At 40.5% G+C, this 26,260-nt stretch carries 29 protein-coding genes; 26 read left to right on the top strand and 3 right to left on the bottom strand.

The genetic code is table 11. The annotated features are described in order from the left end of the window. Window position 1: 1 nt before the first annotated feature. The 22 genes from BCM40_RS13045 (at window position 2) to fabZ (ending at window position 19,009) form a co-directional block, all read left to right on the top strand. Window positions 2-430, top strand: coding sequence for a low molecular weight protein arginine phosphatase (locus BCM40_RS13045; RefSeq protein ID WP_065525522.1), 429 nt, complete (start codon window positions 2-4; stop codon window positions 428-430). A gap of 148 nt (window positions 431-578) precedes the next feature. After that, entirely contained in the window at window positions 579-1,016 is a 438-nt protein-coding gene (rpiB, locus tag BCM40_RS13040; protein ID WP_065525523.1) for a ribose 5-phosphate isomerase B, read from the top strand. A 12-nt stretch (window positions 1,017-1,028) separates the two neighbouring features. After that, window positions 1,029-1,613 (top strand): TIGR01440 family protein, encoded by a 585-nt coding sequence (locus BCM40_RS13035; protein ID WP_065525524.1) that lies wholly within the window; start codon window positions 1,029-1,031, stop codon window positions 1,611-1,613. Continuing rightward, a complete protein-coding gene (gene glyA, locus BCM40_RS13030; protein WP_065525525.1) occupies window positions 1,600-2,835 on the top strand; it encodes a serine hydroxymethyltransferase in 1,236 nt (411 codons plus the stop codon). The genes BCM40_RS13035 and glyA overlap by 14 nt, the downstream gene beginning before the upstream one ends. A gap of 132 nt (window positions 2,836-2,967) precedes the next feature. Continuing rightward, complete coding sequence (locus BCM40_RS13025) at window positions 2,968-5,145, top strand: bifunctional diguanylate cyclase/phosphodiesterase (RefSeq protein WP_065525526.1); 2,178 nt, start codon at window positions 2,968-2,970, stop codon at window positions 5,143-5,145. A gap of 166 nt (window positions 5,146-5,311) precedes the next feature. Next, window positions 5,312-5,941 (top strand): uracil phosphoribosyltransferase, encoded by a 630-nt coding sequence (upp, locus tag BCM40_RS13020; protein WP_008432996.1) that lies wholly within the window; start codon window positions 5,312-5,314, stop codon window positions 5,939-5,941. Between the two features lie 19 nt (window positions 5,942-5,960). Then, complete coding sequence (gene wecB, locus BCM40_RS13015; RefSeq protein ID WP_065525527.1) at window positions 5,961-7,079, top strand: non-hydrolyzing UDP-N-acetylglucosamine 2-epimerase; 1,119 nt, start codon at window positions 5,961-5,963, stop codon at window positions 7,077-7,079. Window positions 7,080-7,434: 355 nt separating this feature from the next. Continuing rightward, entirely contained in the window at window positions 7,435-7,656 is a 222-nt protein-coding gene (locus BCM40_RS13010) for an AtpZ/AtpI family protein (protein WP_008496899.1), read from the top strand. Window positions 7,657-7,659: 3 nt separating this feature from the next. After that, window positions 7,660-8,031: an ATP synthase subunit I gene (locus BCM40_RS13005; protein WP_065525528.1), complete on the top strand. Its 372-nt coding sequence runs from the start codon at window positions 7,660-7,662 to the stop codon at window positions 8,029-8,031. Between the two features lie 27 nt (window positions 8,032-8,058). Next, window positions 8,059-8,769, top strand: coding sequence for a F0F1 ATP synthase subunit A (gene atpB, locus BCM40_RS13000; RefSeq protein ID WP_065525529.1), 711 nt, complete (start codon window positions 8,059-8,061; stop codon window positions 8,767-8,769). A gap of 58 nt (window positions 8,770-8,827) precedes the next feature. Further along, complete coding sequence (gene atpE, locus BCM40_RS12995; protein ID WP_008433003.1) at window positions 8,828-9,040, top strand: F0F1 ATP synthase subunit C; 213 nt, start codon at window positions 8,828-8,830, stop codon at window positions 9,038-9,040. Between the two features lie 159 nt (window positions 9,041-9,199). After that, complete coding sequence (atpF, locus tag BCM40_RS12990) at window positions 9,200-9,721, top strand: F0F1 ATP synthase subunit B (RefSeq protein WP_008433005.1); 522 nt, start codon at window positions 9,200-9,202, stop codon at window positions 9,719-9,721. Then, on the top strand, window positions 9,718-10,248 hold the full coding sequence (locus BCM40_RS12985; RefSeq protein ID WP_065525530.1) for a F0F1 ATP synthase subunit delta: 531 nt from the start codon (window positions 9,718-9,720) through the stop codon (window positions 10,246-10,248). The genes atpF and BCM40_RS12985 overlap by 4 nt, the downstream gene beginning before the upstream one ends. A 27-nt stretch (window positions 10,249-10,275) precedes the next feature. Then, window positions 10,276-11,784 carry a F0F1 ATP synthase subunit alpha gene (atpA, locus tag BCM40_RS12980; protein WP_065525531.1) on the top strand — a complete coding sequence of 503 codons (1,509 nt, stop codon included), beginning with the start codon at window positions 10,276-10,278 and terminating at the stop codon, window positions 11,782-11,784. Between the two features lie 47 nt (window positions 11,785-11,831). Continuing rightward, complete coding sequence (gene atpG, locus BCM40_RS12975) at window positions 11,832-12,689, top strand: ATP synthase F1 subunit gamma (protein ID WP_008433011.1); 858 nt, start codon at window positions 11,832-11,834, stop codon at window positions 12,687-12,689. Between the two features lie 106 nt (window positions 12,690-12,795). After that, on the top strand, window positions 12,796-14,211 hold the full coding sequence (gene atpD / locus BCM40_RS12970) for a F0F1 ATP synthase subunit beta (RefSeq protein WP_065525532.1): 1,416 nt from the start codon (window positions 12,796-12,798) through the stop codon (window positions 14,209-14,211). 24 nt (window positions 14,212-14,235) lie between these two features. Further along, window positions 14,236-14,640 carry a F0F1 ATP synthase subunit epsilon gene (locus BCM40_RS12965; RefSeq protein ID WP_008433014.1) on the top strand — a complete coding sequence of 135 codons (405 nt, stop codon included), beginning with the start codon at window positions 14,236-14,238 and terminating at the stop codon, window positions 14,638-14,640. 379 nt (window positions 14,641-15,019) lie between these two features. Beyond that, window positions 15,020-15,253, top strand: a complete 234-nt coding sequence (locus BCM40_RS12960; RefSeq protein WP_065525533.1) for a DUF1146 family protein — start codon at window positions 15,020-15,022, stop codon at window positions 15,251-15,253. Between the two features lie 351 nt (window positions 15,254-15,604). Continuing rightward, window positions 15,605-16,903 (top strand): UDP-N-acetylglucosamine 1-carboxyvinyltransferase, encoded by a 1,299-nt coding sequence (gene murA, locus BCM40_RS12955; protein WP_065525534.1) that lies wholly within the window; start codon window positions 15,605-15,607, stop codon window positions 16,901-16,903. Window positions 16,904-17,129: 226 nt separating this feature from the next. Then, on the top strand, window positions 17,130-18,146 hold the full coding sequence (gene mreB / locus BCM40_RS12950; protein ID WP_065525535.1) for a rod shape-determining protein: 1,017 nt from the start codon (window positions 17,130-17,132) through the stop codon (window positions 18,144-18,146). A 97-nt stretch (window positions 18,147-18,243) separates the two neighbouring features. Next, window positions 18,244-18,507, top strand: coding sequence for a DNA-directed RNA polymerase subunit beta (locus BCM40_RS12945; RefSeq protein ID WP_065525536.1), 264 nt, complete (start codon window positions 18,244-18,246; stop codon window positions 18,505-18,507). A 64-nt stretch (window positions 18,508-18,571) separates the two neighbouring features. Next, the gene (fabZ, locus tag BCM40_RS12940; RefSeq protein WP_065525537.1) at window positions 18,572-19,009 is read left to right on the top strand and encodes a 3-hydroxyacyl-ACP dehydratase FabZ; all 438 of its coding nucleotides are present in this window, start codon (window positions 18,572-18,574) and stop codon (window positions 19,007-19,009) included. Between the two features lie 81 nt (window positions 19,010-19,090). Here fabZ and BCM40_RS12935 read toward each other — a convergent pair whose 3' ends face one another. Next, a complete protein-coding gene (locus tag BCM40_RS12935) occupies window positions 19,091-19,522 on the bottom strand; it encodes a YwpF family protein (RefSeq protein ID WP_065525538.1) in 432 nt (143 codons plus the stop codon). Between the two features lie 295 nt (window positions 19,523-19,817). On the opposite strand from BCM40_RS12935, the gene BCM40_RS12930 reads away from it, so the two are divergent. Next, the gene (locus BCM40_RS12930; protein ID WP_065525539.1) at window positions 19,818-20,228 is read left to right on the top strand and encodes a single-stranded DNA-binding protein; all 411 of its coding nucleotides are present in this window, start codon (window positions 19,818-19,820) and stop codon (window positions 20,226-20,228) included. 16 nt (window positions 20,229-20,244) lie between these two features. Beyond that, window positions 20,245-20,388, top strand: a complete 144-nt coding sequence (locus BCM40_RS16505; RefSeq protein ID WP_169818724.1) for a hypothetical protein — start codon at window positions 20,245-20,247, stop codon at window positions 20,386-20,388. Window positions 20,389-20,451: 63 nt separating this feature from the next. Here BCM40_RS16505 and BCM40_RS12925 read toward each other — a convergent pair whose 3' ends face one another. Next, window positions 20,452-23,175 carry a DEAD/DEAH box helicase gene (locus tag BCM40_RS12925; protein WP_065525540.1) on the bottom strand — a complete coding sequence of 908 codons (2,724 nt, stop codon included), beginning with the start codon at window positions 23,173-23,175 and terminating at the stop codon, window positions 20,452-20,454. After that, window positions 23,172-24,704, bottom strand: a complete 1,533-nt coding sequence (locus tag BCM40_RS12920) for a hypothetical protein (protein WP_065525541.1) — start codon at window positions 24,702-24,704, stop codon at window positions 23,172-23,174. The genes BCM40_RS12925 and BCM40_RS12920 overlap by 4 nt, the downstream gene beginning before the upstream one ends. Window positions 24,705-24,901: 197 nt before the next feature. On the opposite strand from BCM40_RS12920, the gene BCM40_RS12915 reads away from it, so the two are divergent. Both BCM40_RS12915 and BCM40_RS12910 read left to right on the top strand, forming a co-directional pair. Beyond that, on the top strand, window positions 24,902-25,273 hold the full coding sequence (locus BCM40_RS12915; RefSeq protein WP_065525542.1) for a hypothetical protein: 372 nt from the start codon (window positions 24,902-24,904) through the stop codon (window positions 25,271-25,273). Between the two features lie 392 nt (window positions 25,274-25,665). Further along, window positions 25,666-26,136 (top strand): transcriptional regulator, encoded by a 471-nt coding sequence (locus BCM40_RS12910; RefSeq protein ID WP_065525543.1) that lies wholly within the window; start codon window positions 25,666-25,668, stop codon window positions 26,134-26,136. The last annotated feature ends 124 nt before the right edge of the window (window positions 26,137-26,260 follow it).

Raw genomic sequence — 26,260 nt, 5'->3', positions numbered from 1 at the left:
GATGAAGATTCTTTTTGTTTGTACAGGTAATACATGTCGCAGCCCAATGGCCGAAGCCATTGTGACAACTAAAAATCTGAAAGAAGTAGAAGCTCGTTCTGCAGGAATATTTGCAGGAGAAGCACCTCTTTCTGAAAACGCACAGTTAGTATTAAGCCAACAACAAATTTCATTTAGTCATACTTCAAAACCATTAGATAAAGAAGATTTGGACTGGGCAGAACTGGTCTTAACGATGACCAATTCGCATAAAATGGCGATATTGCAAGCGTATCCTGAAACAGCGACAAAGCTTTTTACGTTAAAAGAATTTGCAGCTGATTCAACAGAGGATGTTAGGGATCCCTACGGCGGACCAATCACACTTTATGAAAAAACATTTCACGAATTAAAATTATTAATCGACAAATTAATTATGAAAATCACGTGAATGAAAAGACAGACAATCCGAGAGGCTTGTCTGTCTTTTTTGTGTGAAAATGGTAGAATTGATTTAAAGCGTAAAAGCGTTTCGGCATAATTCGACAAGAACACTTTTGCGGATCTATAAATTTGATTTCAAGAAAAGAGGGTTTATTATGAAAGTAGCAATCTCATCAGATCACGGCGGCAATAATCTGCGTAAAGAAATCGTCAATTTAATGAACGAAATCGGAATTGAATATCAGGATTTTGGTCCACATACAGACGATTCAGTAGACTATCCGGATTATGCAACACCGGTTGCAGATCGCGTAGCAAGTGGAGAATTTGATCGTGGGATTTTGATTTGTGGGACAGGTATTGGCATGTCCATTTCTGCGAATAAAGTCAAAGGAATTCGTTGTGCACTTGTTCATGATGTCTTCAGCGCAAAAGCAACAAGAGGACATAATGATTCAAATATTTTAGCAATGGGTGAGCGTGTTATTGGCCCTGGCCTTGCGCGTGAAATAGCTCAAACTTGGTTGACTGAAGAATTCGAAGGCGGCAGACACGAAAAACGCATCCAAAAAATCACGGACCTCGAAAAATAAGGAGGAGTCGATATGCAAACTTTATGGCAGTTGCAACTTGAAGAGGTTTTAAGCGAATTAGAGCAGCAGATCGAGTTCAGGAAAGGCCAAGTGTTTGTAGTCGGCTGTTCAACATCAGAAGTAGCAGGAAAACGCATCGGAACAGGCGGCGGACTTGATATTGCAGAAAGTTTGTTTGAACCTTTGGAAAAATTCGCAGCTCGTCACCATATTTTTTTAGCATTTCAAGGTTGTGAACACATTAACCGTGCTTTGACAGTCGAACGTCGAGCAGCTGAAAAATATGGCTGGGAGCCAGTCTCTGTTGTTCCGGCACCAAAAGCGGGCGGCTCAATGAGTGCATATGCATTCAGCAATATGGTCGATCCGGTAGTGGTAGAAGAAATTCAGGCACATGCGGGAATAGATATCGGACAAACAATGATCGGAATGCATTTAAAAAGAGTTGCCGTTCCCTTGCGTACTTCTGTTAAACTAGTAGGTGAAGCGATCGTAGCATCTGCAACTACACGGCCGAAACTAATTGGCGGTGAACGTGCAACCTACAATCGTGAGCTTGTTCAATCACGGGAGGGATATACGGATGGAATTGATTAAGGCGCAAGACCCAGCAGTATATGAAGCGATGAATGCAGAGAAAGAAAGACAGGAAGCGAACATCGAATTGATCGCTTCGGAAAACTTTGTTTCACAAGCGGTAATGGATGCACAAGGATCGGTGTTAACAAACAAATATGCAGAAGGCTATCCGGGCAAACGCTATTACGGAGGCTGTGAACATGTAGACGTTGTGGAAAACATCGCTCGCGACCGTCTGAAAGAAATTTTTGGTGCGGAACATGCGAACGTTCAACCCCATTCTGGATCACAGGCCAACATGGCTGTTTATACAGCAGTTCTAGATAAAGGGGATACGATTCTTGGAATGAACTTGAACCATGGTGGACATTTGACGCATGGTAGTAAAGTGAATTTTAGTGGGATGCAATATAATTTCGTTGAGTATGGCGTGACTGAAGAAGAGCAATTGGTTGATTACGAGGCGGTTCGTCAAGCGGCATTGGAACATAAGCCAAAAATGGTTGTAGCTGGAGCAAGCGCATATTCTCGTCAATTAGATTTTGCTAAATTCCGTGAAATTGCTGATGAAGTCGGTGCATATTTGATGGTGGATATGGCTCATATCGCCGGTCTAGTTGCTACTGGTGCTCATCCAAACCCAGTTCCACATGCTCATTTTGTTACATCGACTACGCATAAAACGCTTCGTGGCCCACGCGGTGGATTGATTCTCTGCAAAGAGGAATTTGCGAAAAAAATCGATAAAACAATTTTCCCTGGAATTCAAGGCGGCCCGCTAATGCACGTAATTGCAGCAAAAGCTGTTGCATTCGGTGAAGCGCAAAAGCCAGAATTCAAAACGTATATTGAACAAGTCGTGAAAAATGCTGACGCATTGGCAAAAGAGCTAATCGCAGAAGGTGTAAATATCGTCTCTGGCGGCACAGACAATCACTTGCTGTTGCTTGACCTTCGCTCGTTAAACTTGACGGGGAAAGTTGCAGAACATGTTCTTGATGAAGTTGGTATTACGACAAATAAAAATACCATTCCTTTCGATCCGGAAAGTCCATTTGTTACTTCTGGTATTCGTCTAGGAACTGCTGCCGTTACATCTCGTGGATTTAAAGAAGAAGATATGAAAGAAATTGCTGCAATCATGGCAATGCTTCTGAAAAATCCAGAAGATGAAAATAGCAAAAAAGAAGCTGCAGAACGTGTTGCAAAGTTAACTGCTGCGCACCCGTTATATAAATAAGTTCACACAGCTGCCAATTATATATGTTGGCAGCTGTATTTTTATACTATAATAGAACCATCATCAAGAAATTAAAGGCGGACCTAATCATCCAAAACCGACTATACATATTTTTAAAAGGGGGCGCGTCGTATGCACACGCATGAGGTAATGAATGACAACAAAGTAATCATGGAGTGGCTACGCCGTCTCGGTGTTAAATTTCATACATCGTTCTTAGTCATCAACTCGGAAATAGAAGATCAGCCCATTGTCTATGCAAATGATGCCTTCTTTAAAATGATTGGCTATAGTGAAGAAGAGACACTAGGACGTAATGGACGTTTTTTACATGGAGAGAAAACATCTCGAAAAGCGGGTGAAAAAATTCATGAGTGCATCGCTTCAGGGGAAACTGGAGTTTTTGAAATCATCAATTACCGGAAAAACGGCACACCTTTTTGGAATGAATTATCTATCCAGCCGTTAACGTTTCCAGAAAAAAACCTGAAATTTACGTTGTTGCTCCAACGAGATATTACCGAACGCAAGCGTACTGAAGCTTTAATTAAGCTTCAAAAGCAAACCTATAAAAAAATTGAAAGTGGTCACAAACTTAGTTCGATCTTGCAAAATATATGCCATACGTGTGAATTATTCTTTATTGATGGGGCAAAATGTACCGTGCTGTTAATTGACAGTGAAGAAAAAATATACACAGTTGGCGCCACTCAATCAATGCCCAAAAGCTTTGAAAACGCGATTATTGGTTTAAAAGTAGAGGAAGATATAGGTACGTGTGGAGCTGCATTTTACCAAGGGCAGCCGGTAGTAGTTGAAGATATGACCACAGATTATTTATGGAGAAATCATCAGGATTTAGTAGGGAAATATGGGTTGGTTTCAAGTTGGTCAATTCCAATTTTGAATATAGAAAATGTCACTATCGGGACGTTCGGAATTTATTTTCCAGCACCAGTAACGCCTGGTGAACAAGATTTAAAATTCATGGAAAGTGTGGCTTCGATTGTCTCCGTGGCGCTCAAGTATTCACACCAACATGAGGAAATTTTAAGACTCGCTTATAGTGACGGAGATACAGATTTACCTAATCGGAATTACTTTAGAAACGAAATTGATCAATTGCTGAAAAAAGGCAAAGAAGGTTTTGTCGCTTTTATTTCAACAGATGAATACACAAAAGTAGTAGATCAGTATGGCCATCGGGCTGGAGATACACTTATGTACGAAATCGGAAGACGATTAACGTTGCATCAAAATTCCTCGGATAATTTGATTGCACGATTTTCAGACTCTACGTTATCGTTGTATAGCATTACGCCATTTACTAAAATACCAGAATACCTAGAACAATTGATGCGTGGATTTACTGACCCTATTCAAGTGGGGGACATGGAATTATTTTTAACTTTGAAAATAGGCGTCGCAATCGTAATGCCACATCAAAAAAATTCGGAAGAGCTAATTCGTTGCTCGGACAGTGCCTTGTCCCAGGCGAAGCTGCGCACAGGCGAAGCAATTTGTTATTTTGAAAGTGAGCTAGATGAGTTTCTAATGAGAGACTTGCGAGTTGCTAATGAATTGACGGCGGCATTAAACCGCAATGAAATTGGCGTTCACCTACAACCCAAAGTCGATTTGAAAACGGGTGAAGTTTTAAGTTTTGAAGCTTTGGCGCGCTGGACATCTCCAGACTTAGGCGTTATTCCTCCGGATATTTTTATTCCGGCTGCTGAAAAAAATGGGAAAATACGATTGTTGGAAAAAAGTATTTTGAGGCAAGTGTTGGAATGGATGAAGAAAAGAGTAGATCAAGGTCTGAAGTTGCGTCAAGTAGCCATTAACATATCAGCTGATCATTTTTTTCATCATTCTTTTGTTCCAAACTTACTAGAGATGACAACTGAGTATGGAATTGAACCAAAGTGGATTCGATTAGAAATTACAGAGCGAATTGGCTTTGTAGACATTGAAACGGCCAATAAAGTTTTCAAGCATTTAAAATATTGTGGCTTTACAGCATCTATTGATGATTTTGGCACAGGGTATTCGTCGCTGAGCTATCTCCAGAAGTTGCCGATTGAAGAATTGAAAATTGATCGTTCGTTTATTTCGAACATGGATGAGCCAGGAACTTTGGCGATCATCCGAACGATTATCCAACTTGCGAATAATTTAAATATGCATGCAGTTGCGGAAGGCATAGAGACAGAAAAAGAACGAAAGATCCTGTTGTATCTCGGATGTAAAGAAGGGCAAGGTTATTTGTTTTATAAACCGATGCCATTGAACGAAGCTTTTCTACTATAAGAAGAAATAATGATAAAGACCAGAGGTGTATTCTCTGGTCTTTTTATTTTGCTGAAAATTATATAGGTGAAAATAACTGAATAGTCCCAAAGCAGAAACTGACAACTTGAACGAAAGATTTTCTGTTATACTATTTAAGATAATGTTTGAAAAGGAGAGATAGGCCGTGGGAAAAGTATATGTTTTTGATCATCCATTGATCCAGCATAAAGTGACTTACATCCGTGATAAGTCGACAGGTACAAAAGAGTTTCGTGAATTGGTAGATGAAATTGCTACGTTGATGGCATTTGAAATCACACGTGACTTGCCATTACAAGAAATCGATGTGGAAACACCGGTTCAAATGGCTAAATCAAATGTTCTTGCAGGGAAAAAATTAGGGGTAGTTCCTATTTTGCGTGCAGGAATTGGTATGGTAGATGGTATTTTGAAATTGATTCCAGCTGCTAAAGTTGGCCATATCGGTTTATACCGTGACCCGGTTACTTTACAACCAGTCGAATATTACTTGAAACTACCTTCCGATGTTCAAGAACGTGAATTCATCGTTGTTGACCCAATGCTTGCTACAGGTGGATCTGCAATTGAAGCAGTTAACTCGATGAAAAAACGAGGCGCTGTAAAAATTCGCTTTATGTGTATCATTGCAGCTCCTGAAGGCGTAGAAGCTTTACAAGAAGCGCATCCGGATGTAGACATCTTCATCGCGGCTTTAGATGAAAAATTAAATGAAAAAGGATATATTGTCCCAGGTCTTGGAGATGCTGGCGACCGTTTATTCGGAACAAAGTAAGAGAGCGGGGTAAATCAGCTTGACGAAAAAGTGGAAAGTAATGACGATATTTGGTACGCGACCAGAAGCAATTAAAATGGCGCCGCTTGTTTTAGAACTTCAAAAACATCCGGAAACTATTGAACCACTTGTAACGGTAACCGCACAGCATAGAGAAATGCTTGATCAAGTATTAGAGACATTCAAAATCACGCCTGACTTTGATCTGAACATCATGAAAGATCGCCAAACATTGACTGACGTTACGATGCGCGCAATGCAAGGCCTTGATACGATCATGAAAGAAGCAAAGCCAGATATCGTGTTAGTGCATGGCGATACGACGACAACTTTTGCCGCTAGTCTTGCTGCTTTTTACAACCAAGTAGCGGTCGGTCACGTAGAAGCGGGTTTACGTACGCATAACAAATACTCGCCGTTTCCTGAGGAGATGAACCGTCAATTGACGGGAGTCATGGCAGACATTCATTTTTCACCAACTGAAAAATCAGCTCAAAACTTGCTTGATGAGAACAAAAAACCAGAAACAATTTATGTTACGGGCAATACAGCAATCGATGCTCTTCAAACGACAGTACGTGAAACGTATTCGCACCCAATTTTAGAGAAAATCGGGAGCGATCGGATGATTTTGCTAACCGCACATCGACGTGAAAATCTAGGTCAGCCGATGCGCAATATGTTTCGTGCGATTAAGCGCTTGATTGAAGAGCATGACGATATTCAAGTGGTGTATCCAGTACATATGAACCCGGCTGTTCGTGAAGTAGCAGACGAAGTATTAGGTCGCGATTCACGCATTCACTTGATCGAACCACTCGAAGTTTTGGATTTCCACAACTTTGCAGCTCGCTCATTCTTTATTTTGACCGATTCTGGTGGGATTCAAGAAGAAGCGCCATCGCTTGGTAAACCAGTTTTGGTGTTGCGTGATACGACTGAACGGCCTGAAGGCATTAGTGCAGGAACGTTGAAGCTAGCTGGTACTGATGAAGAAACGATCTATGGATTGGCGAAAGAATTGTTAACGGACGAAGCTGCGTATAAAGCAATGTCTCACGCATCTAATCCTTATGGAGATGGAAAAGCATCTGCGCGAATCGTAGAAGCGTTGCATACGTATTTTTCAAAACTGTAAGTAAATCGGCCGACTTCACTTTTTTTGTTGGCTAGTTGCACCGGTCAGCTCTTAGGGGTCTTAAGTCAGCCTGGCTTTGTGACAAAAAGCGCCACGATGCCATTCTGTCTTAAGTCCGTCAGAGCTAAAGTGGCCGAGCCTACTTTTCTTGTTGAAATTTGTCCACAATATGTCAGAGGAAAATCGCTTGTGAAGTTTTTCACTTCTACTAATTGACATGATTTTACCCCTAATGTATGCTTACAAAGGGTATGCATGAGATGGTTTTCTTACATAGATTATGTAGGTGGAAGCCTGATGCGACTGCTCTTTTTGAGGGTATAATGTCAAATCAACGAGGTTCGAGGGGGTTGTCATGCGCCCAACAAAAAAGCCCTTACAAGCGATGGCGATTTACAGCGCCATTCTGTCACAACTTGTTGGGTCCGTACTCATCGGGGTGTTCACGGGTATGTGGCTTGATGAAAAGGTAGGAACCGCACCATTTTTCATGATCATCTGCCTATTCATAGGCATCACTGCCGGTGTTTGGGCAATGCTTCAGACCGTCCGCAAATTCGAATCAGGAGACAAGTAGAAAATGGATGGACTAAGGGAGATATATACAAGACTAAAAAAGATGATTATTTTCATTTTAGCGTTCTACGTTATTGGTTGGGGGTTTACCTCTTATCAAGAAGTGTTCGCGGGTCTCATAATCGGAACTTTGTTCGGCATTTATAACATGTGGATTCTTGTTCGGCGGATGGAGAAATTTGACCGTGCGGTGGCTGAAGGCTCGAAAGTTCGTTCGCTTGGAACGGCATTACGGTTTGCATCAGGTGTTGCTGCTGTGGCGATTGCTATTTTGTTCGCAGAGCATATTCACTTGGTCAGTACGGTAATAGGGTTGATGGTCCCTTATGCTCTGTTGTTAACAGAGCGGATTGTTTATCACGTGAAACACCATTAACAATGTGGAAAGAGAGGTGAAACTATCGTGGAACATGGCGCTCCTATGCTCGAGGTGTTCGGGATCTGGTTCAACCTATCGAACGTTATGATGCTACTTGTAGCCGCTCTTATCGTCTTCCTTATTGCTTTTGTCGCTACGCGGAATTTGCAGCTCAAACCAACGGGCATGCAAAACTTCATGGAATGGATCATGGATTTCGTGAAAGGGATTATTAACAGCAATATGGATTGGAAAGATGGTGGCCGATTCCATGTTCTTGGAATCACCTTAATCATGTTCATTTTTGTTGCGAACATGTTAGGTCTTCCATTTGCAATAGTTGTCGACGGAGATCTTTGGTGGAAATCACCAACAGCTGATCCAACAGTAACAATGACATTAGCCGCTACGGTACTCATCTTGAGTCATTATTATGGCATCAAGTTGAAAGGGTTAAAAGGATATGCCGGAGGCTACATTAAGCCAATGCCATTTTTATTCCCACTAAAAGTCATTGAAGAATTCGCAAATACGTTGACACTCGGTCTTCGTCTTTACGGGAACATCTATGCGGGGGAAATCTTGTTAACTTTGTTAGCAGGTCTCGCATCAGCAAGTATTTTTGGATTTGCAGCAGCTATCCTGCCAATGATGTTATGGCAAGGCTTCTCGATCTTTATCGGGGCAATTCAAGCGTTCATTTTTGTTATGTTGACAATGGTTTATTTATCGCATAAAGTTGCCGATGACCATTGAGTATAAAACTGCTCATTTGAGCAAAAAAAAACAATTATCCTGAGGAGGACATTTTAAAATGGGTTTATTAGCAGCAGCAATTGCAGTAGGTTTAGCAGCACTAGGTGCAGGTATTGGTAACGGTCTTATCGTTTCAAAAACAGTTGAAGGTATCGCTCGTCAGCCAGAAGCTCGTGGCGTATTACAAACAACAATGTTTATCGGGGTTGCATTGGTTGAAGCATTGCCAATCATCGCTGTAGTTATCGCGTTCATCGTAATGAACCGCTAGTATTTTTATACAAAATTTAAATGGTGGGGATGCTACTATATGGTTTTCGCCATTTAAACTTGTATGCAACATTTGCATTTGAAAGTTCATCTTGTACTAAATAAAGATCTTACTATAGAAGAAATTGCATTTTAGGCTCTTGAAGGGAGTGAAACAATCGTGTTTTTTGATCACCTCGTACTCGGTGCAACCGGGGAGTTTTTGAATATTGGAGACATTCTCGCTACACTTGTCATCTTCATTGGGTTAATGTTGCTTTTAAAGAAATTCGCATGGGGTCCTTTAATGGGCGTAATGCAGCAACGTGAAGATCTGATCAAGAGCGAAATCGAAACAGCTGAAAACAGCCGTTTAGAATCTCAAAAAATGCTTGAAGAACAACGTGGTCTACTTAAAGACGCACGTACGCAAGCACAAGAGATCGTTGAAAACGCTAAAAAGCAAGGCGAAGTTTCGCGTGAGGAAATTATTACAACAGCGCGTGCTGAGTCTAGCCGTATGAAAGAAGCAGCAGTTCAAGAAATTGCTAACGAAAGAGATAAAGCTATTTCAGCTGTTCGTGAAGAAGTTGTGGCATTGTCACTACTTGCTGCTACGAAAGTGCTTGAAAAAGAAATCTCTGAGGAAGACAACCGTCAGTTGATTAACGAAACGATTGCGAAGGCAGGCGAAGTTCAGTGAGTCAAGTTGCAGAACGCTACGCTTTAGCATTGTTCCAAGTCGCTCAAAAGCATGAATCGTCTTTGGATATCGAGCATGATTTACGTGAAGTGAAAAAAGTTTTTGAAATGACTCCAGAACTTTACGATTTGATTGTATCTCCAAAACTTTCGGCTGATAAAAGAACAAACTTGATCAATGAAGTGTTTAATGGAGCAAACCCGTTTGTTGTAAACACACTACAATTGATGGCACAACGCAAACGTTTAAATGAAGTTAGCTCAATGGTAGACGAATTCGTTGCATTGTCTAATGATGCACAAGGAATTGAAGATGCAGAAGTTTACTCTACACGTCCTTTGACTGAAGAAGAAAGTGCATCGATCTCTTCTGTATTCGCTAAAAAAATTGGTAAACAATCTTTACGAATTGAAAACATTATCGATCCATCATTACTTGGCGGATTGCGTATTCAAATCGGAAACCGCATTTACGATAGCAGCGTGAGCACGAAATTGGCTCGCTTGAAGCGTCAATTAATCGGTTAATTATGAAATAATGAGAGGGTGACATACATGAGCATCAAAGCTGAAGAAATCAGCGGTCTGATTAAACAACAGATTGAAAATTATCAATCAGAGATGAAAGTTGACGACGTTGGTACAGTAATCACCATTGGTGATGGTATCGCACGCGCTCATGGTCTCGACAACATCATGGCTGGAGAACTTGTAGAGTTCTCAACTGGTGCTATTGGTATGGCGCAAAACTTGGAAGCTAACAACGTTGGTATCATCATCCTTGGCCCATACAAAGACATCAAAGAAGGCGATGAAGTTCGTCGTACTGGCCGTATTATGGAAGTACCAGTAGGAAATGAACTTATTGGACGTGTAGTAAATCCACTTGGACAACCTGTTGACGGTCTAGGACCAATCAACACAACAAAATCTCGTCCAATTGAAAGCCCTGCACAAGGCGTTATGGCCCGTAAATCGGTTCATGAGCCACTTCAAACAGGTATTAAAGCGATTGACGCACTTGTGCCAATCGGTCGTGGACAGCGCGAATTGATCATCGGTGACCGTCAGACAGGTAAAACGTCTGTAGCGATCGACACGATCTTAAACCAAGCTGACCAAGATATGATTTGTATCTATGTTGCAATCGGACAAAAAGAATCTACTGTACGTAACGTAGTAGAAACTTTCCGTAAAAATGGAGCTCTAGATTACACAATCGTTGTAACAGCTTCAGCTTCACAACCAGCTCCATTATTATACTTGGCTCCTTATGCAGGTATCACAATGGCTGAGGAATTCATGTTTGAAGGCAAACATGTGTTGATCGTCTATGATGATTTAACAAAACAAGCATCTGCTTACCGCGAACTTTCACTATTGCTTCGTCGTCCACCAGGCCGTGAAGCTTATCCAGGTGACGTTTTCTACTTGCACTCACGCTTACTTGAGCGTGCTGCGAAATTAAACGAAACTCTTGGAGCAGGATCAATCACAGCATTGCCGTTCGTAGAAACGCAAGCTGGCGATATCGCTGCATATATTCCTACAAACGTTATCTCGATTACAGATGGTCAGATTTTCCTTCAGTCGGATCTATTCTTCTCGGGTGTACGCCCAGCAATCAACGCAGGTCTTTCTGTATCACGTGTTGGTGGTTCAGCTCAGATTAAAGCAATGAAAAAAGTTGCCGGTACATTGCGTCTTGACTTAGCGGCTTTCCGTGAACTTGAGTCATTCTCTCAGTTCGGTTCAGACCTTGATGCTGCAACTGCTGCGAAACTTGAGCGTGGGAAACGTACAGTTGAAGTCTTGAAACAAGACTTGAACAACCCAATCAAAGTTGAAAAACAAGTTGTTATCTTCTATGCGTTAACTCGTGGATTCCTTGACGATATCGCAATTAACGACATTTCTCGCTTTGAAGCTGAATTGACAAGCTGGTTGGATTCAAACCACACAGAAATTTTGGATACTATTCGCACAACTCAAGGCTTACCTGCTGATGACGCATTTGCTGCAGCGATTAATGAATTCAAACGCACATTTGCTAAATCTGAGTAAAACAGAGTTCGAATACGAAGAAAAAATAATAAGGTGGTGAAATACCAGTGGCATCATTACGCGATATAAAAAACCGAATTACGTCAACAAAGAAAACAAGTCAGATCACAAGAGCCATGCAAATGGTTTCTGCATCTAAACTAAGCCGTGCGGAAGTGAACGCGAAAGCATTCGTTCCATATATGCATAAAATTCAGGACGTAGTAGCATCCATCGCAGCCGGGTCTTCGGACACGAGCAATCCGATGATGGTCGCTCGACCTGTAAAGAAAACCGCTTATTTAGTGATTACATCAGATCGTGGTTTAGTAGGAGGATACAACAGTAATATTCTTCGTACTGTTATGAGTAGAATCCGTGAACGACACACGTCTAATGACGACTTTGTTATCCTAAGCGTTGGCCGGAAAGGAAAAGAATTCTTTACAAAACAAGGAATGACAATTCTTGAAAGTGCAATTGCACTTCCGGATCATCCGACGTTTGCGGATATTAAAGAAATAACGCGCAAAGCTGTTGGTATGTTCTCAGATGGTACGTATGACGAAGTTTATATGTACTACAATCACTTTGTTTCAGCAATTCAACAAGAAGTCACAGAGAAAAAAGTCTTGCCGCTGACGGATATTCAACCGACAGGATCAACTGCATCTTATGAATTTGATCCTTCAGCAGAAGCGATTTTGGAAGTTCTTCTTCCTCAATATGCAGAAAGCTTAATCTTTGGGGCTGTTCTTGACGGCAAAGCGAGTGAACATGCTGCTTCCATGACAGCAATGAAGAGCGCGACCGATAATGCGTCTGATTTGATTAATGGACTGACACTACAATACAACCGTGCACGCCAAGCGGCAATCACTCAGGAAATCACTGAGATTGTCGGCGGAGCATCTGCTTTAGAATAAGAAATGCAAAGGTGCCCATGTAGATGGGCACTATATTCTGCTAATAATAAAACTGCGAACTTCTTTAAATAGAAGTTTTTAAAAACGTAAGACAGGAGGGAACAGCATGAACACAGGACACGTTCTTCAGGTTATGGGACCAGTTGTAGATGTTAAGTTTGCTAACGGCCAACTTCCAGCTATTTATAATGCCCTAACTGTAAATATTGATCGTCCCGGACAAGCTCAAGTTGTTTTGACACTTGAAGTGGCTCTTCACCTTGGTGACGATTCAGTCCGTACAATCGCGATGGAATCTACTGATGGATTACAACGTGGTTCAGTAGTAACTGACTTGGGCAGAGCAATTTCTGTTCCAGTTGGAGATGTAACATTAGGTCGTGTATTCAACGTACTTGGTGAAATTATCGATTTAGGGGAAGAAATTCCGTTAACAGAGCGCCGTGACCCGATTCACCGTTCTGCACCTACATTCGAGCATTTATCCACAGAAGTTGAAATTCTTGAAACAGGTATTAAAGTTGTTGACTTGCTTGCCCCTTACATTAAAGGTGGTAAAATCGGTCTCTTCGGTGGTGCCGGTGTAGGTAAAACAGTTCTTATTCAAGAATTGATCAACAACATCGCACAAGAACACGGTGGTTTATCCGTATTCGCTGGTGTTGGTGAACGTACACGTGAAGGAAATGACTTATTCCACGAGATGAGCGATTCTGGCGTTATTAAGAAAACGGCAATGGTTTTCGGTCAAATGAACGAGCCACCAGGCGCACGTATGCGTGTTGCTTTGTCTGGTTTAACTATGGCTGAATACTTCCGTGACGAACAAGGCGCGGACGTTCTTCTTTTCATCGACAATATCTTCCGTTTCACACAAGCAGGATCTGAAGTATCGGCATTACTTGGCCGCATGCCATCAGCAGTTGGTTACCAACCAACACTTGCTACAGAAATGGGTCAATTACAAGAGCGTATTACAACAACAAGCGCAGGTTCAGTAACATCTATCCAAGCAATTTATGTACCAGCCGATGACTATACGGATCCGGCTCCGGCTACAACTTTCGCTCACTTAGATGCAACAACTAACCTTGAGCGTAAACTTTCTGAGATGGGTATTTACCCAGCGGTAGATCCTTTAGCTTCAACTTCTCGTGCATTGTCACCTGAAATTGTTGGTGCAGAACATTACGCAATCTCACGTGAAGTTCAAGAAACTTTACAACGTTACAGAGAATTACAAGATATCTTTGCTATCCTTGGTATGGATGAGTTAAGTGATGAAGACAAGCTGACGGTTAACCGTGCACGCCGTGTTCAAAACTTCTTATCTCAAAACTTCCACGTTGCTGAACAGTTCACAGGACAAAAAGGTTCTTATGTTCCAGTTCAAGAAACGATCAAAGGATTCCGCGGAATTCTTGATGGGAAATATGACCACTTGCCAGAAGATGCTTTCCGTTTAGTTGGCCGCATTGAAGAAGTTATTGCAAAAGCTAAAAGCATGGGCGTAGAAGTCTAAAACCAGGGACCAGGAGGGAAAAAAATGAAGACCATTACAGTCAATATTGTCACTCCCGACGGCCCGGTATACGATTCAGAAGTATCTATGGTTATTGCAGTTACATCAACAGGTGAGATGGGTATTTTACCAGGTCACATTCCAACAGTTGCTCCTCTTGGAATCGGTGCAGTCCGATTGAAGAAAGAGAACTCTACAGAATTAGTTGCTGTAAATGGTGGGTTTCTAGAAATCCGCCCTGAAAAAGTGACTATCCTTGCACAATCGGCTGAACGCGCGACAGACATTGATCTATCACGTGCTCAAGAATCCGCTAAACGTGCAGAAGCACTCTTACAGGCAAATAAAGATGAAATCGACTTTAAACGTGCAGAATTGGCGTTAAAGCGTGCGATGAATCGTATCAACGTTTATGAGGGTAACATTTAAAGAAAAGCGTAGGAGCCCGTGTAGATTCGACGGGCATAAGACGCACTGACGAAGCGGCGTTCTTTGCCGCACAGTCAGAGTGGCTTATGACCCTAGAATCTGGGCACTGAAGCTAGACAAGAAAAGTGAAAACGGCCGTTCAGCTCCGACAGGCATAAGACAGACCAACAGTGTGGCGCTCTTTTCCACACAGTTGGGTTGACTTATGACCCGAGGAGTTGGCCGTTGGAACTAGACAGTAAGAAAAGCGTAAGAGCCCGTTATGTTTGGGCACTGAAGCTAACCAATAAAAAAGTAAAAGCGGACAGAAGGGCAATTGACTTTTGTCCGCTTTTTCTAATTTGAATAATTAAATTTTAGCGGTGAGGGGATGAGTTAAATGGAAACCATGATTGGCCAGAACGCTTTAATATCGATATTTAGTCATATTTTCTTTACCGGGGTTGCTTTTTATGCAATGCGTGCCTTAATGATTGAGAAATTGATTCACAAACACCATATATTACAAGCACAAATTCTATATATTTTTCTCAGCATTTCGATAGGGACAATGGTATCTACTTTTTTCCTAAATATTTCATCTTGGTCAAGGCAATTGCCTTATCTGTTTTAGCATTGCCGTTTTGCCATGTCTTTGAAACTCATGGCTATGGCAAAACGGCAAAATTTTTATTTCCGGGGAAATAATTTCGTGTATAAGGTTTAATAGCTATATAGAGGGGAAAAGGTTTAATAGCTTGTTAATAAAATGTGACTTTCTTCCCTGACGGACACAAAAACAACATGCTATTCGAATAACATGGAGTCCTGATTAAAATTTAGCACAAAATGAGAGTAAATTTGCTTGATTTTTACTAAAAAAGAAGGTAATATGAGTAAGGTTTTGTTTCTTAAGAATGACATTGGACTTTTAAGCGTAAATAGGAATATATAGATGAATATTAAACACATGGAGGGCATATTAGTGGATCAGATTATCGTAAAAGGCGGCCAAAAGTTAAAAGGAAAGGTACGGGTAGAAGGGGCTAAAAACGCAGTTTTACCTGTATTGGCTGGAGCATTATTAGCTTCAAATGGCAAAAGTATTATTAAAGAAGTACCAAATTTAGCAGATGTTTATACAATTCAAGAAGTATTGAGAAGCTTGAACGTAGCTGTTGAATATTTCCCAGAAAAAAATGAAATGATTATTGATTCTTCAGCAACTTTATCAAGTGAAGCTCAATTTGAATACGTTCGTAAAATGCGTGCTTCTATTTTAGTTATGGGACCAGTTCTTGCACGTAACGGTTTTGCACGTGTAGCTTTACCTGGTGGTTGTGCAATTGGATCACGTCCAATTGATCAACATTTAAAAGGATTTGAAGCAATGGGCGCGAGTATTACCTTTGGTAATGGTTTCGTTGAAGCTAAAACAAATGGCCGCTTACGCGGTGCGAAAATCTATTTAGATTTCCCAAGTGTTGGGGCAACGGAAAACATTATGATGGCTGCTGCTTTAGCAGACGGTACAACTATTATTGAAAATGCTGCTAAAGAACCGGAAATTGTTGATGTCGCGAATTACATCAATGAAATGGGTGGTCGCGTTATCGGTGCAGGTACAGATACAATGCGCATCGAAGGTGTAAAAGAAATGCATGGCGCTACGCACTATATTATTCCGGATCGTGTAGAAGCTGGAACGTTTATGGTTGCTGCGGCAATCACTGAAGGTGATGTAATTATCGAAAACGCAGTACCTGAACACATGACTGCGCTAATTTCTAAAATGGGTGAAATGGGTGTTGATATTCAGGAAACTGAAGAAGGATTACGCATTCGTGCTAGTCTTCCACTTCGTTCAATTGATATCAAAACTATGCCACACCCAGGTTTCCCAACGGACATGCAATCACAAATGATGTCTTTAATGCTTACTGCAACAGGCAATGGAGTATTGACCGAAACTGTGTTTGAAAATCGCTTTATGCACGTAGAAGAATTCCGTCGTATGAATGCTTCTGTAAAAATTGAAGGACGCTCTGTTATTATGGAAGGTCCGTCGAAACTACAAGGGGCTGAAGTTGCTGCTACAGACTTACGAGCTGCTGCTGCGTTGATTCTTGCGGGTCTTGCTGCAGATGGAATCACACGAGTTAACGAGCTTTACCATTTAGATCGTGGATATGTAGGCTTCCATACAAAACTTGCTGCTTTAGGCGCTGATATTGAGCGTGTAACTGTTGAACAAGCTGAAGTAAAAGTCGAGCAATTGGTCTAATACCATTTATTATAAGCTTGCGGGGCTGGTTACCAGTTCCGCAAGCTTTTTTAATGGAATAAAAGGATTCGAGGATATTTTGTCAATGCAATCCTCACTATGATAAAATATTCAGTTAAGAGAAGGTGTTGAGTCCTATTAGAGGCCTTCGTACCGGCAACTTAGAAAATAACGACTTACTTAACTGTTAAAGCATACTAAATGGCTTAAAAGGGGCGTGGGCTGAATGTTTTCTAAAGACATTGGAATCGATCTTGGAACGGCGAATGTATTAATATATGTTAAAGGTAAAGGAATTATTTTAAACGAACCCTCTATAGTAGCCAGGGATAGAAAAACTGAAGAAGTTCTAGCAGTGGGAAAAGAAGCAAGTAAAATGCTGGGTAGAACACCAAAACACATTGAATCGATTCGTCCGCTAAAAGACGGAGTCATCTACGATTTTGATGTGACTGAAACCATGTTGAAACATTTCGTGCATATTTTAAAACTAAAAGGTTTTATGTCCAAACCACGTATTTTGATTTGCTGTCCAACAAACATAACTAGCATCGAACAAAATGCCATTCGTGAAGTTGCACAAAAAGCAGGAGCTAAAAAAGTATATGTCGAAGTCGAGCCTAAAGTAGCTGCAATAGGTGCAGGACTGAATATTTATCAGCCAAATGCTAGCATGGTTATAGATATCGGAGGCGGAACTACAGATGTAGCTGTCTTATCATTAGGAGACATTGTGTCGAGTGAAACGATTAAAGTAGCGGGTGATCGCTTTGATCAGCAAATCATGAAATATGTGAAACATCAGCATAAGTTATTGATTGGTGAAAAAACTGCAGAAAAATTAAAAATTAAATTGGGTACGGCAGGTAAACATCTTGAAGAAAAAAAGATGGAAGTCCGGGGACGCGATATATTAACGGGATATCCCAAAACGTTGACCCTCAGTTCTTTTGAAATCGAAGAAGCAATAAGAGAATCCGTAGAAGCTATTGTAGAAGCTGCCCGTGCAGTCCTTGAAAAAACACCACCCGAACTTGCTTCAGATATTATTGAAAGTGGTGCGGTTTTAACAGGTGGAGGTGCAATGTTAAATGGTCTAGATCAATACTTATCGGAAAAACTAGAAATTCCAATTTCAATTGCTGACAACCCGATGGAATGTGTTGTGCAAGGTACGGGTTTAATGTTAGAAGCAAAAGAAAATGTTTTTCATGCGAAAAAAACAAGGCCAAACAACAGATAGCAAAAATCGCACTTTCTGGTTATAATAACTAGAGTTTAAAGATTTGAATTTCGTGTGAAATTTGAGAATTCAGTAGATGGAAAGGTTGACAAAGTGAATGGCTGAACTGAAGAAAAACTTTTCTTTTCGAAAAAAAACTACAAAAGATGTGGCAGAATCAAAAAGTTCTAAAAAGACATGGTGGGTTCAAATCCGCCTATTTCCAATCTGGCTACGTATCGTCATAGTGGTCGCTTTAATCGTCTTAGCAGCTGTTTTGGGCGTTATGATTGGTTACGGCGTAATTGGAGACGGTAGTCCTAGCGATGCGCTAAAATGGGAAACATGGCAGCACATATTAGATATTATGAGCGGCAAATAAAGCGTTGCATCAAGCAGTTTGTAGTGTGAATTATGTTAATGTAGGATAAAAGGAGATGGATCGTTTGTTGACAACTGAACAAATTCAAGCAATTTTACCACATCGCTACCCATTTTTGATGGTAGATCGTATTTTAGAAATTGAAGCTGGCAAGAAAGCTGTAGGCTTAAAAAATGTCTCGGCGAACGAAGATTTCTTTAATGGTCATTTCCCAGGCTACCCCGTTATGCCAGGTGTGTTAATCGTTGAAGCATTGGCACAAGTTGGTGCAGCGGCTGTGTTACAGTTAGATGCCAACAAAGGGCGTTTAGCATTCTTTACAGGAATCGATAACTGTCGCTTTAAGCGACAAGTTGTACCGGGCGATCAGTTGCGTTTAGAAGTTGTATTGACAAAACTGCGTGGGTCAATGGGCAAAGGTCATGCCATCGCTACAGTAGACGGAGAGCTTGCTTGTGAATGTGATATTCTTTTTGCGTTAGGACCAGTCGCTTCTGAATAAAAAATACTTACGAAAAAGCTGTTGTTGAAAGTTTTAGGACTTTCAACAACAGCTTTTTTATATGTGCAATTTTAAATGATATTATGCTTCGTCTTTACGAAGTCCTGGACGAGTGCGCATATCTGTTTCAAAACGTTCAAGCAACTCTTGTCCTTCGAGTCCATCCTCTAAAAGTTCAGAAAGAAGCGTTTCTGCGTATTTTCGGCGAGCCCGTTTTAACGTACCTTTCATCAATACCGAAACATGGTCACCCATAACTTTTACATCTTTAACGATAACTTCAAAAGGTGCAGGTTCGTTTTTAGGATAGGAAATGACAACTTGTACTGCGATTAGTTCATTGCTTTCTTTTAAGCGATCAAAAGTTTCTTGGTGTGGCAAATCGACGAGCATTTCAAGAATCCATGAACGTTCTTTATTCTCCTGGTTAATAATGATGCCATCATGTACCGGATAGTCAGTTACTTGATCTTCTTTTTCAATACCTAATGATAGCATTTTAAATGTTTTCATGTGGCGATGCCTCCAATACTAGCTTTGTTTCAGTATAGCATAGCACATAGAAGATTTAATCGACGAATCAAAACGGCCAATTTAAAATTACAGATTTTTGCCAAAAGTGATTTTTATTCAGAGCTAAGATTTTGCAAAAACTGAACAAAATCAAGAAAAGCAACCTCAAGAAATCTTTTAGAAAGATTCAAAAATGAAATATGAAAGCAAAAAATCGATGAAAAATTATTTTTTCGGTTTTGCAAAGAATTCAATCTTCTTAGTATGCTCTAAATAAGCAAAAGGAGGTGAGAAAATGAATCAAGTTGGAATTGTAGGTCGCTTAACAAAAGATCCATCGATGCGAGTCATGAATGAAGGACGTATACATACTTCCTTCGTCGTAGCAGTTTCTAGAAATTACAAAAATCAGAAAGGAGAAACCGAAACAGATTTCGTTCTTTGTTCCACCTGGGGCAGGCCCGCTCACAATGTCTCCAAATACTGTGTAAAAGGATCTTTAGTAGCGGTTACCGGTCGTTTGCAATCGCGTTCCTATGACAAAGAAGATGGCACACGTATTTATGTTACAGAAGTGCTCGGCGACCAAATCCGGTTCCTCGATAAAAGAAAAACACATGAAGAAACCACATCTCAGCAAGAAACACCACACAACGATGCAGACTTCGATTTCCAACCGCCAGAAACTGAACAAGTAAACGTATAAAAGGAGGCACGTAGCAATGCCAAAAGATGTGCAGCTGCAACTGGAAGTGCATATGGAGCAACTCATTAAATTAACCGCTTTGCTGCATCAACGATTGGCAGAAGCGGAACGGGAACTAAGTGAATTGAAAACAATTTTTTGTACTGTTCAAAAAGGGTAAGGTTTCATGTCTAAAAGGGGAAATCCGGCCAGGTGGGGACCTGGCCGGATTATTTAACGCTAGTTATAGTGAATAAGTAAACAGTTCTTTCAAGTCATTATCTGAAAGGTCGGTCATCCATTGGCTAGATTGGATAAATTCTTCGGACATCGATTGCTTTTGAACCAGTAAAGAATCGATTTTTTCTTCAATCGTTCCAATCGTCACAAATTTATGGACATGAACAAATTGAGTTTGACCAATACGGTAAGCACGGTCGGTTGCCTGGTTTTCTACTGCAGGATTCCACCATCTATCCGCATGTAAAACATGTGTAGCAGCCGTTAAGTTAAGACCGGTACCGCCTGCTTTTAGAGATAAGATGAAAATCGGGAATTTCCCCGCTTGGAACTGAGCTACCAATGAATCACGTTGTTGTTTTGGCATGCTACCGGTTAAGAATGGCACTTCATGACCATACAACTCGTTTATCGCTTGTTGTAGGATATGCCCCATACCGATGTATTGTGTAAATATCAAACATTGTTCCCCGCGTTCTGCAATTTCCCCGGCTAAGGTCACAATGCGCTCTAGTTTTTGAGAACGAGGCAGAATTTCAGCGGCGTTCGTATACGGCTCTTTTAAGTAAAGAGACGGATGATTACATAGCTGCTTTAATTTGCTCAGCATTTTCAATACTAATCCTTTTTTCTCGAAACCTGTGAGCGTCTCCATTTTCTGCACCGTATCCTGGACCAAGCCTTCATATAAAGCGGCTTGTTCTGGTGTCAGTGGGCAATATTCCAGTTGTTCTTGTTTTTCAGGCAAGTTTAATTGCAAGTCGGGATCTTTTTTCGTCCGGCGAAGCAAGAATGGCTGAATGCGCTGACGCAATTTTTCTTTATGCTCTTCAGAATTGTCACGTTCGATTGGAATCATGAAATTTTCTTGGAATTGCTTGATGCGATAAAGGTAACCTTTATTGATAAAGTCGAATATCGACCATAATTCAGACAAACGGTTTTCAATCGGCGTGCCTGTCAACGCAATATGGTGATCGCCTTTGAATTTACGAATTGTCCGCGATTGTTTCGTGTACATGTTTTTGATGTTTTGCGCTTCATCAAGTGTAATACTCGACCAATGCAAACTTTGCATTTCTTCTCCATCGGAAGAGGCGATGCCATAAGTTGATAACACAACATCAGGTTTTTCTTCAGCCAAAAAGGCATTGAAATCGTCGCCTTTTGGACGAACACTGCCATAATGCGTGACCACTTTTAAATCAGGTGCAAAGCGCTCTAACTCTTTTTGCCAGTTCCCAAGAACGGAAGTTGGACAAACAATTAACGATGGCTGATCAGGATTTTTTCCATGAACATGTAGCAAATACGTAATAAGTTGAACCGTTTTTCCAAGACCCATATCATCTGCTAAACACAACCCAAACCCTTCTTGGCGCATAAATACTAAATAATCAAAGCCGATTTTCTGGTAAGGCCGGAGCTCAGTTAATAAGTTTTTTGGCAACGCTGTTTCTGGTAAATCACGTTTATCAAGAAGTTTGTCGAGCAGCGTTTTAAGTGATCTATTCAAATGGAATTCAACGAGCGGATCGTCTTCCTCAGTTGTTTCTTCAAGCATGATTTCCGGAACGTTTTGGAACAACATATCTTTAATGGTCCAATCGGCATCTTCTGCTTCTTCAATCATTTTTCGCAACTGCATCAGCAAATTTGAATCTACACGTACCCATTCGTTTCCGATGCGGATAAATTCTTTGTTCTCCGAAACTAAGCGCTGAAAATCTTGCATGCTGAGATCGTGACCATTTAATGAGAACTGCCAGTCAAAATTAATGATTTGGTCAAGGCCAACAACCGATGCTTTTTTAATCGTTGAATTGACATTGGCTTTAACCCGAATTTTTGATTCTTGAACAGCTTTTAACCATGAAGGGATAGACACTTCAACTCCAAAAGCTTGTAAGATTTCGGCGTCATTCCGCAAAAATTCAAGAATTTCTGCATCTGTCCATTCCACATGATAAAAACGATCTTCATCAAAGCTTTCAATAGAAGGACATAAACTCAATATTAGCGCTTGGCGCTCTTTAATATCTGACGCAAACGAACGCCATTTCTCTGGTAACGCTTTAGGTATCGGTTCATTTGCACGACGTTTAGAAGGAGACCAATAAACACTGCCACGTTTTGAACGCATAACGAATTTAAAAGACCAAAATTCATCTTCATCAGGTTCGCTCAATTGCACGGCAACCACATAATCATCGACATCCGGCAAACCTTGCCATCCAGCTTGTTGCACAAAGCCTTGAATATAAGGAAGTTGAGCAACTGTTAAGCCTTTTTGACGCAATTGATGGTGAATCGTATCTGCAAGAAATGTTCGTATTTCCTTGTCTCCATACTTGTCACTAATCACAATATTGTCTGCTTCAACCGATACATGGTCCCATAAATCAGGGTCACTTAACGAGTCAGCAACTTTTTCAGCAAGCTTAAGCCAACTTTCATCTTCTGCACGTTGCCCAGCAAATGTTACGTAGTGATGAGGTTCGTTTTGAAACAATCGCACAAAATCCGCTGGCGTTAAGACGAGATCCAACCCATCAGTTTGTGCCGTCAAGCCGTAAAAGCTATCTTTATCCAGAAAATACAAATACGACTTCCAGATTTCTGGTGGAATCCGATTGCCAGCTTCATTGGCGGCCTGAATGCGGAAAAGTTCTCCACGATTGATGGTTAAATAGTAGAGACGGCTTCCTTCAGTTTGGAATTGATTCATATAAGATTTCCTTTCTCGATCTCTTCCTGGAGTGCACGTAAACGTTTGTTCTGTGTGCGGATTTCAGTAATATACGCAGTCCAAAACTCCATTTGACCGCTTTTTTTGCAGGCAGCTTTCATTTTTTTCCAGATGCGTACTGCTTGTTTATAGCTTGGACGGTTACGCTCTTCTAGATACGATAATGCATATCGATGGAAAAGAGGAAGGACGTAATCCGGTGCTTCGTTCTGTACTTCTTTAAGTCCACATTCCTCCGCAAAATACAAAGGAGAATTGTGAAGATGATGCAGTTCTGCCCATTGTTTGTACATTTGTTTTTCGATTAAATAAGCCGAATACGCAGGCAAGCCATAATGGCCAAATTGCTTAAACAAATCTTCCCAATCCAATTCACTTAATTCAATTTGTGAAAACAAGCGGCTAAGTGTTCGAACATACTGATGGCGGTATTGCGTATACAGCCCTTCAAATAGGAAGGTTTTCACATGTGGTTTGATCGCCAACAACACATTTGTTAATGCTTGCAGGTGATTTTCGTCTTCAGCAAGAACAGCAAGAGCCACCCAGTCATGTGTTTCGTTTGGTGATATTTTTTTAATATCAAGATCGTTTTTCAGTAAAATATTAAAAAAGGCTTTTAATCGTTCATCCGGATTTTTTAAAGCGACAAGTTCATCTTCGCGTAATTTGTTTGTGGTAAACAAATTGGTCCAAAAAAGCTGATAAAGCGAAAAGCGTTGTGAAAACGAAGAGTCTTTCACTTCGATAAATTCCCGGACCAATACTTTTAAATGTTCAAAAAAAGCATCTGCTTCGAATGTGCGGTGCTGCACACGCAACTGTCCAAGTAAATCACGCAATTCATGTAATTCATCATCAAACCATGTTTTAAAAAACGAATGATGCACTTCTTGAGTGCCGGAGATAAACGTCGACCAAACTTCGGTTAACGAGATGAAATGAGCATAAGTACGATAAAGTACTTTCCACTCGCGCTCTAACGGGACGTAGGACAAAGCGTTTTTCAAACGTCCTTCAAACATTTGTTCATAATAAAAATAATTGCGTGTCGTATAATCAGGAATGGCGTCGCGCCATATGCTGCGAATCAGCTTTGTCCACTGCTCAGGAGAGCGTTTTTCGGACAATAAAGCGAGTTGCTTGTTTTCAGGCTCGCGCCAAGCAGTCACCCATTCTGAAAGAGAACCAATTTTTTGATAAAGTGCGAAAATGACCGCCAATCGATGACGACATGTGGGTTCTTGTGGACACGCGCAAATTGCTGTTAGCTTGTCAAAGTTAAGAATCACCTTAACAGAATGTGCATCTTTTACGATGGCTTCAAGCAATAATCGTTCTTCATTGAACGACTGAATTTGAACCCCATCGTGTCGCACTAAAAAGACTGCTTTTCGAACCATTTCTTCATCCAACGCACGAGTCGGTAGAAGTGATTTGTCGATAGCAGCCATATAATTGTGTATTGTATCTTCGAATCTTTTCGCCAGGGATTGAACCGTAGCCATATGCATCGCCCCAAAATAAAACTTTCCTTCTATTATACGTCTTTCAGACTGCTCCGTAAATGATGAAGAATAGTAAGCGGCTAAACTGATTAAAATCCATGCAATTATTTTTGTTGAAATATTGTTTTATGTAAGTTAAATGGTATTATTAAAGTTATAAAGACCTAAATATATTGTTTTGGATAGGAGAATGATCGTTGTTCAATTCGTTTATTTTAGAAATCCCTGACTTGCGTTCTGTTTTGCATCCTAAGGACGTCGGGGCTTGGGAAGTAGTCTATGCGAGAGCTGAGTTAGTATTTGGTAAGATCGGTTGGCAAATTTCATCCGATGGTTATTGTTACAGCATTCAAGACCCACGTCTATTCCCAAATTATTTAGAGCAGGTGCAAGTTGATTTCAAAATGAATCGAATCGTTTTTTATAAACGTGAGATGTCAGACGAAGAGTTTCACAATCTAGTAGCATATATTATGGAGAAAGTGTCCATTTACATCAAACCGAACGAAATGCATTTTATGGTTACTCCTCCACGGCACCGCCATCAACGAATGCGAATACGAAAATAATGTAACCGTTTACTATAGCTTATGAGCTAGCCGTATGAGGTAGCTGATGGGCTTTTTTTTATTCGAAAAAACGTTAAGTTCTTTGAAATAAGTTGAAAACCAATCGTTTTATTGCGATGTTTCGCTTTTGGAGATGTATAGGTTAATTTAATTAGGTAAGTGGTTTAAATTTTTATGGTTTTGGTTATCTAGTTCTTGAGATGTGCTAAACGTCAGTTATATAAGTTTTTTTCATAAAAAAACACTTTTTTTGTTAAAAAATGTGACGAAATGGTTTCTAAAACGTCTACTATATAAGATAATTCTTATGCGTTTCTATTTTCGAAAAGCGGGTTTTATGCTATAATTAATGTAGTTAGAATATTAAGAAAATAAAAAGAGGGGTGATTATAATGTTGCATGTAAAACTTATGAAGCCGTTCTATACGAAAAAAGAAGGGCATCTGGTGAAGTTTGTGTTCGCTTATCAGTATTTCTCAATCATGAAAGATGACGAGTTGTTCCACTTTATTCCGGTGGAAGGTAAAGAAATTATCGTCAACCTCAATACATTTCAAGTAGAGAATCTTTCTGAAGTGTTCGTCTTCCAAAAAGGCAATCGCTTTATTCGCTTGCCTCTATACCAGTTGTTGCTCGTATCTGATATACACAAACATCTCCAAGCTATACTGCAGGAAGAAAGAGAAGAAGTTATTGAGGTAAACGATCAAACGAGAAAAGAAGCGACGGATGCCATTCATTTTCTAGAACAGGCAAACTACAGTCGTATGATTGATGAAGCTTTAAGTTCAGGAGACCGGGCGATGTTTGATGAGTTATTAGCACAGCAGCGCGAATCAGAACAATTATATGGAGGTTTGTAAAGTGAATATAGCAGCCTATGGATAAAAACGTCTTTCCAGATTAATAGGAGAGGCGTTTTTAAATGCGAAAAAATCCATGTTAAAAGCCCTTTTCCGATAGATTCAGAAAAGAGCTTTTACGTAT

Origin of the sequence: Planococcus donghaensis (assembly GCF_001687665.2) — a bacterium.
Lineage (GTDB): Bacteria > Bacillota > Bacilli > Bacillales_A > Planococcaceae > Planococcus > Planococcus donghaensis.
Note: the sequence above shows the minus strand (reverse complement) of the source record. Positions and strands in the feature narration are given on the sequence as shown.

Excerpts from the sequence above, each read along its gene's own strand:
- BCM40_RS12965 (WP_008433014.1), top strand. The coding sequence starts at position 14,236 with ATGAAGACCATTACAGTCAATATTGTCACTCCCGACGGCCCGGTATAC.
- BCM40_RS13045 (WP_065525522.1), top strand. The coding sequence starts at position 2 with ATGAAGATTCTTTTTGTTTGTACAGGTAATACATGTCGCAGCCCAATG.
- BCM40_RS12960 (WP_065525533.1), top strand. The coding sequence starts at position 15,020 with ATGGAAACCATGATTGGCCAGAACGCTTTAATATCGATATTTAGTCAT.
- BCM40_RS13035 (WP_065525524.1), top strand. The coding sequence starts at position 1,029 with ATGCAAACTTTATGGCAGTTGCAACTTGAAGAGGTTTTAAGCGAATTA.
- mreB (WP_065525535.1), top strand. The coding sequence starts at position 17,130 with ATGTTTTCTAAAGACATTGGAATCGATCTTGGAACGGCGAATGTATTA.
- BCM40_RS13025 (WP_065525526.1), top strand. The coding sequence starts at position 2,968 with ATGCACACGCATGAGGTAATGAATGACAACAAAGTAATCATGGAGTGG.
- atpD (WP_065525532.1), top strand. The coding sequence starts at position 12,796 with ATGAACACAGGACACGTTCTTCAGGTTATGGGACCAGTTGTAGATGTT.
- BCM40_RS13005 (WP_065525528.1), top strand. The coding sequence starts at position 7,660 with ATGGATGGACTAAGGGAGATATATACAAGACTAAAAAAGATGATTATT.
- BCM40_RS12910 (WP_065525543.1), top strand. The coding sequence starts at position 25,666 with ATGTTGCATGTAAAACTTATGAAGCCGTTCTATACGAAAAAAGAAGGG.
- glyA (WP_065525525.1), top strand. The coding sequence starts at position 1,600 with ATGGAATTGATTAAGGCGCAAGACCCAGCAGTATATGAAGCGATGAAT.
- BCM40_RS12935 (WP_065525538.1), bottom strand. The coding sequence starts at position 19,522 with ATGAAAACATTTAAAATGCTATCATTAGGTATTGAAAAAGAAGATCAA.
- BCM40_RS12920 (WP_065525541.1), bottom strand. The coding sequence starts at position 24,704 with ATGGCTACGGTTCAATCCCTGGCGAAAAGATTCGAAGATACAATACAC.
- BCM40_RS12930 (WP_065525539.1), top strand. The coding sequence starts at position 19,818 with ATGAATCAAGTTGGAATTGTAGGTCGCTTAACAAAAGATCCATCGATG.
- atpE (WP_008433003.1), top strand. The coding sequence starts at position 8,828 with ATGGGTTTATTAGCAGCAGCAATTGCAGTAGGTTTAGCAGCACTAGGT.
- BCM40_RS16505 (WP_169818724.1), top strand. The coding sequence starts at position 20,245 with ATGCCAAAAGATGTGCAGCTGCAACTGGAAGTGCATATGGAGCAACTC.
- BCM40_RS13010 (WP_008496899.1), top strand. The coding sequence starts at position 7,435 with ATGCGCCCAACAAAAAAGCCCTTACAAGCGATGGCGATTTACAGCGCC.
- BCM40_RS12945 (WP_065525536.1), top strand. The coding sequence starts at position 18,244 with ATGGCTGAACTGAAGAAAAACTTTTCTTTTCGAAAAAAAACTACAAAA.
- rpiB (WP_065525523.1), top strand. The coding sequence starts at position 579 with ATGAAAGTAGCAATCTCATCAGATCACGGCGGCAATAATCTGCGTAAA.
- atpA (WP_065525531.1), top strand. The coding sequence starts at position 10,276 with ATGAGCATCAAAGCTGAAGAAATCAGCGGTCTGATTAAACAACAGATT.
- BCM40_RS12925 (WP_065525540.1), bottom strand. The coding sequence starts at position 23,175 with ATGAATCAATTCCAAACTGAAGGAAGCCGTCTCTACTATTTAACCATC.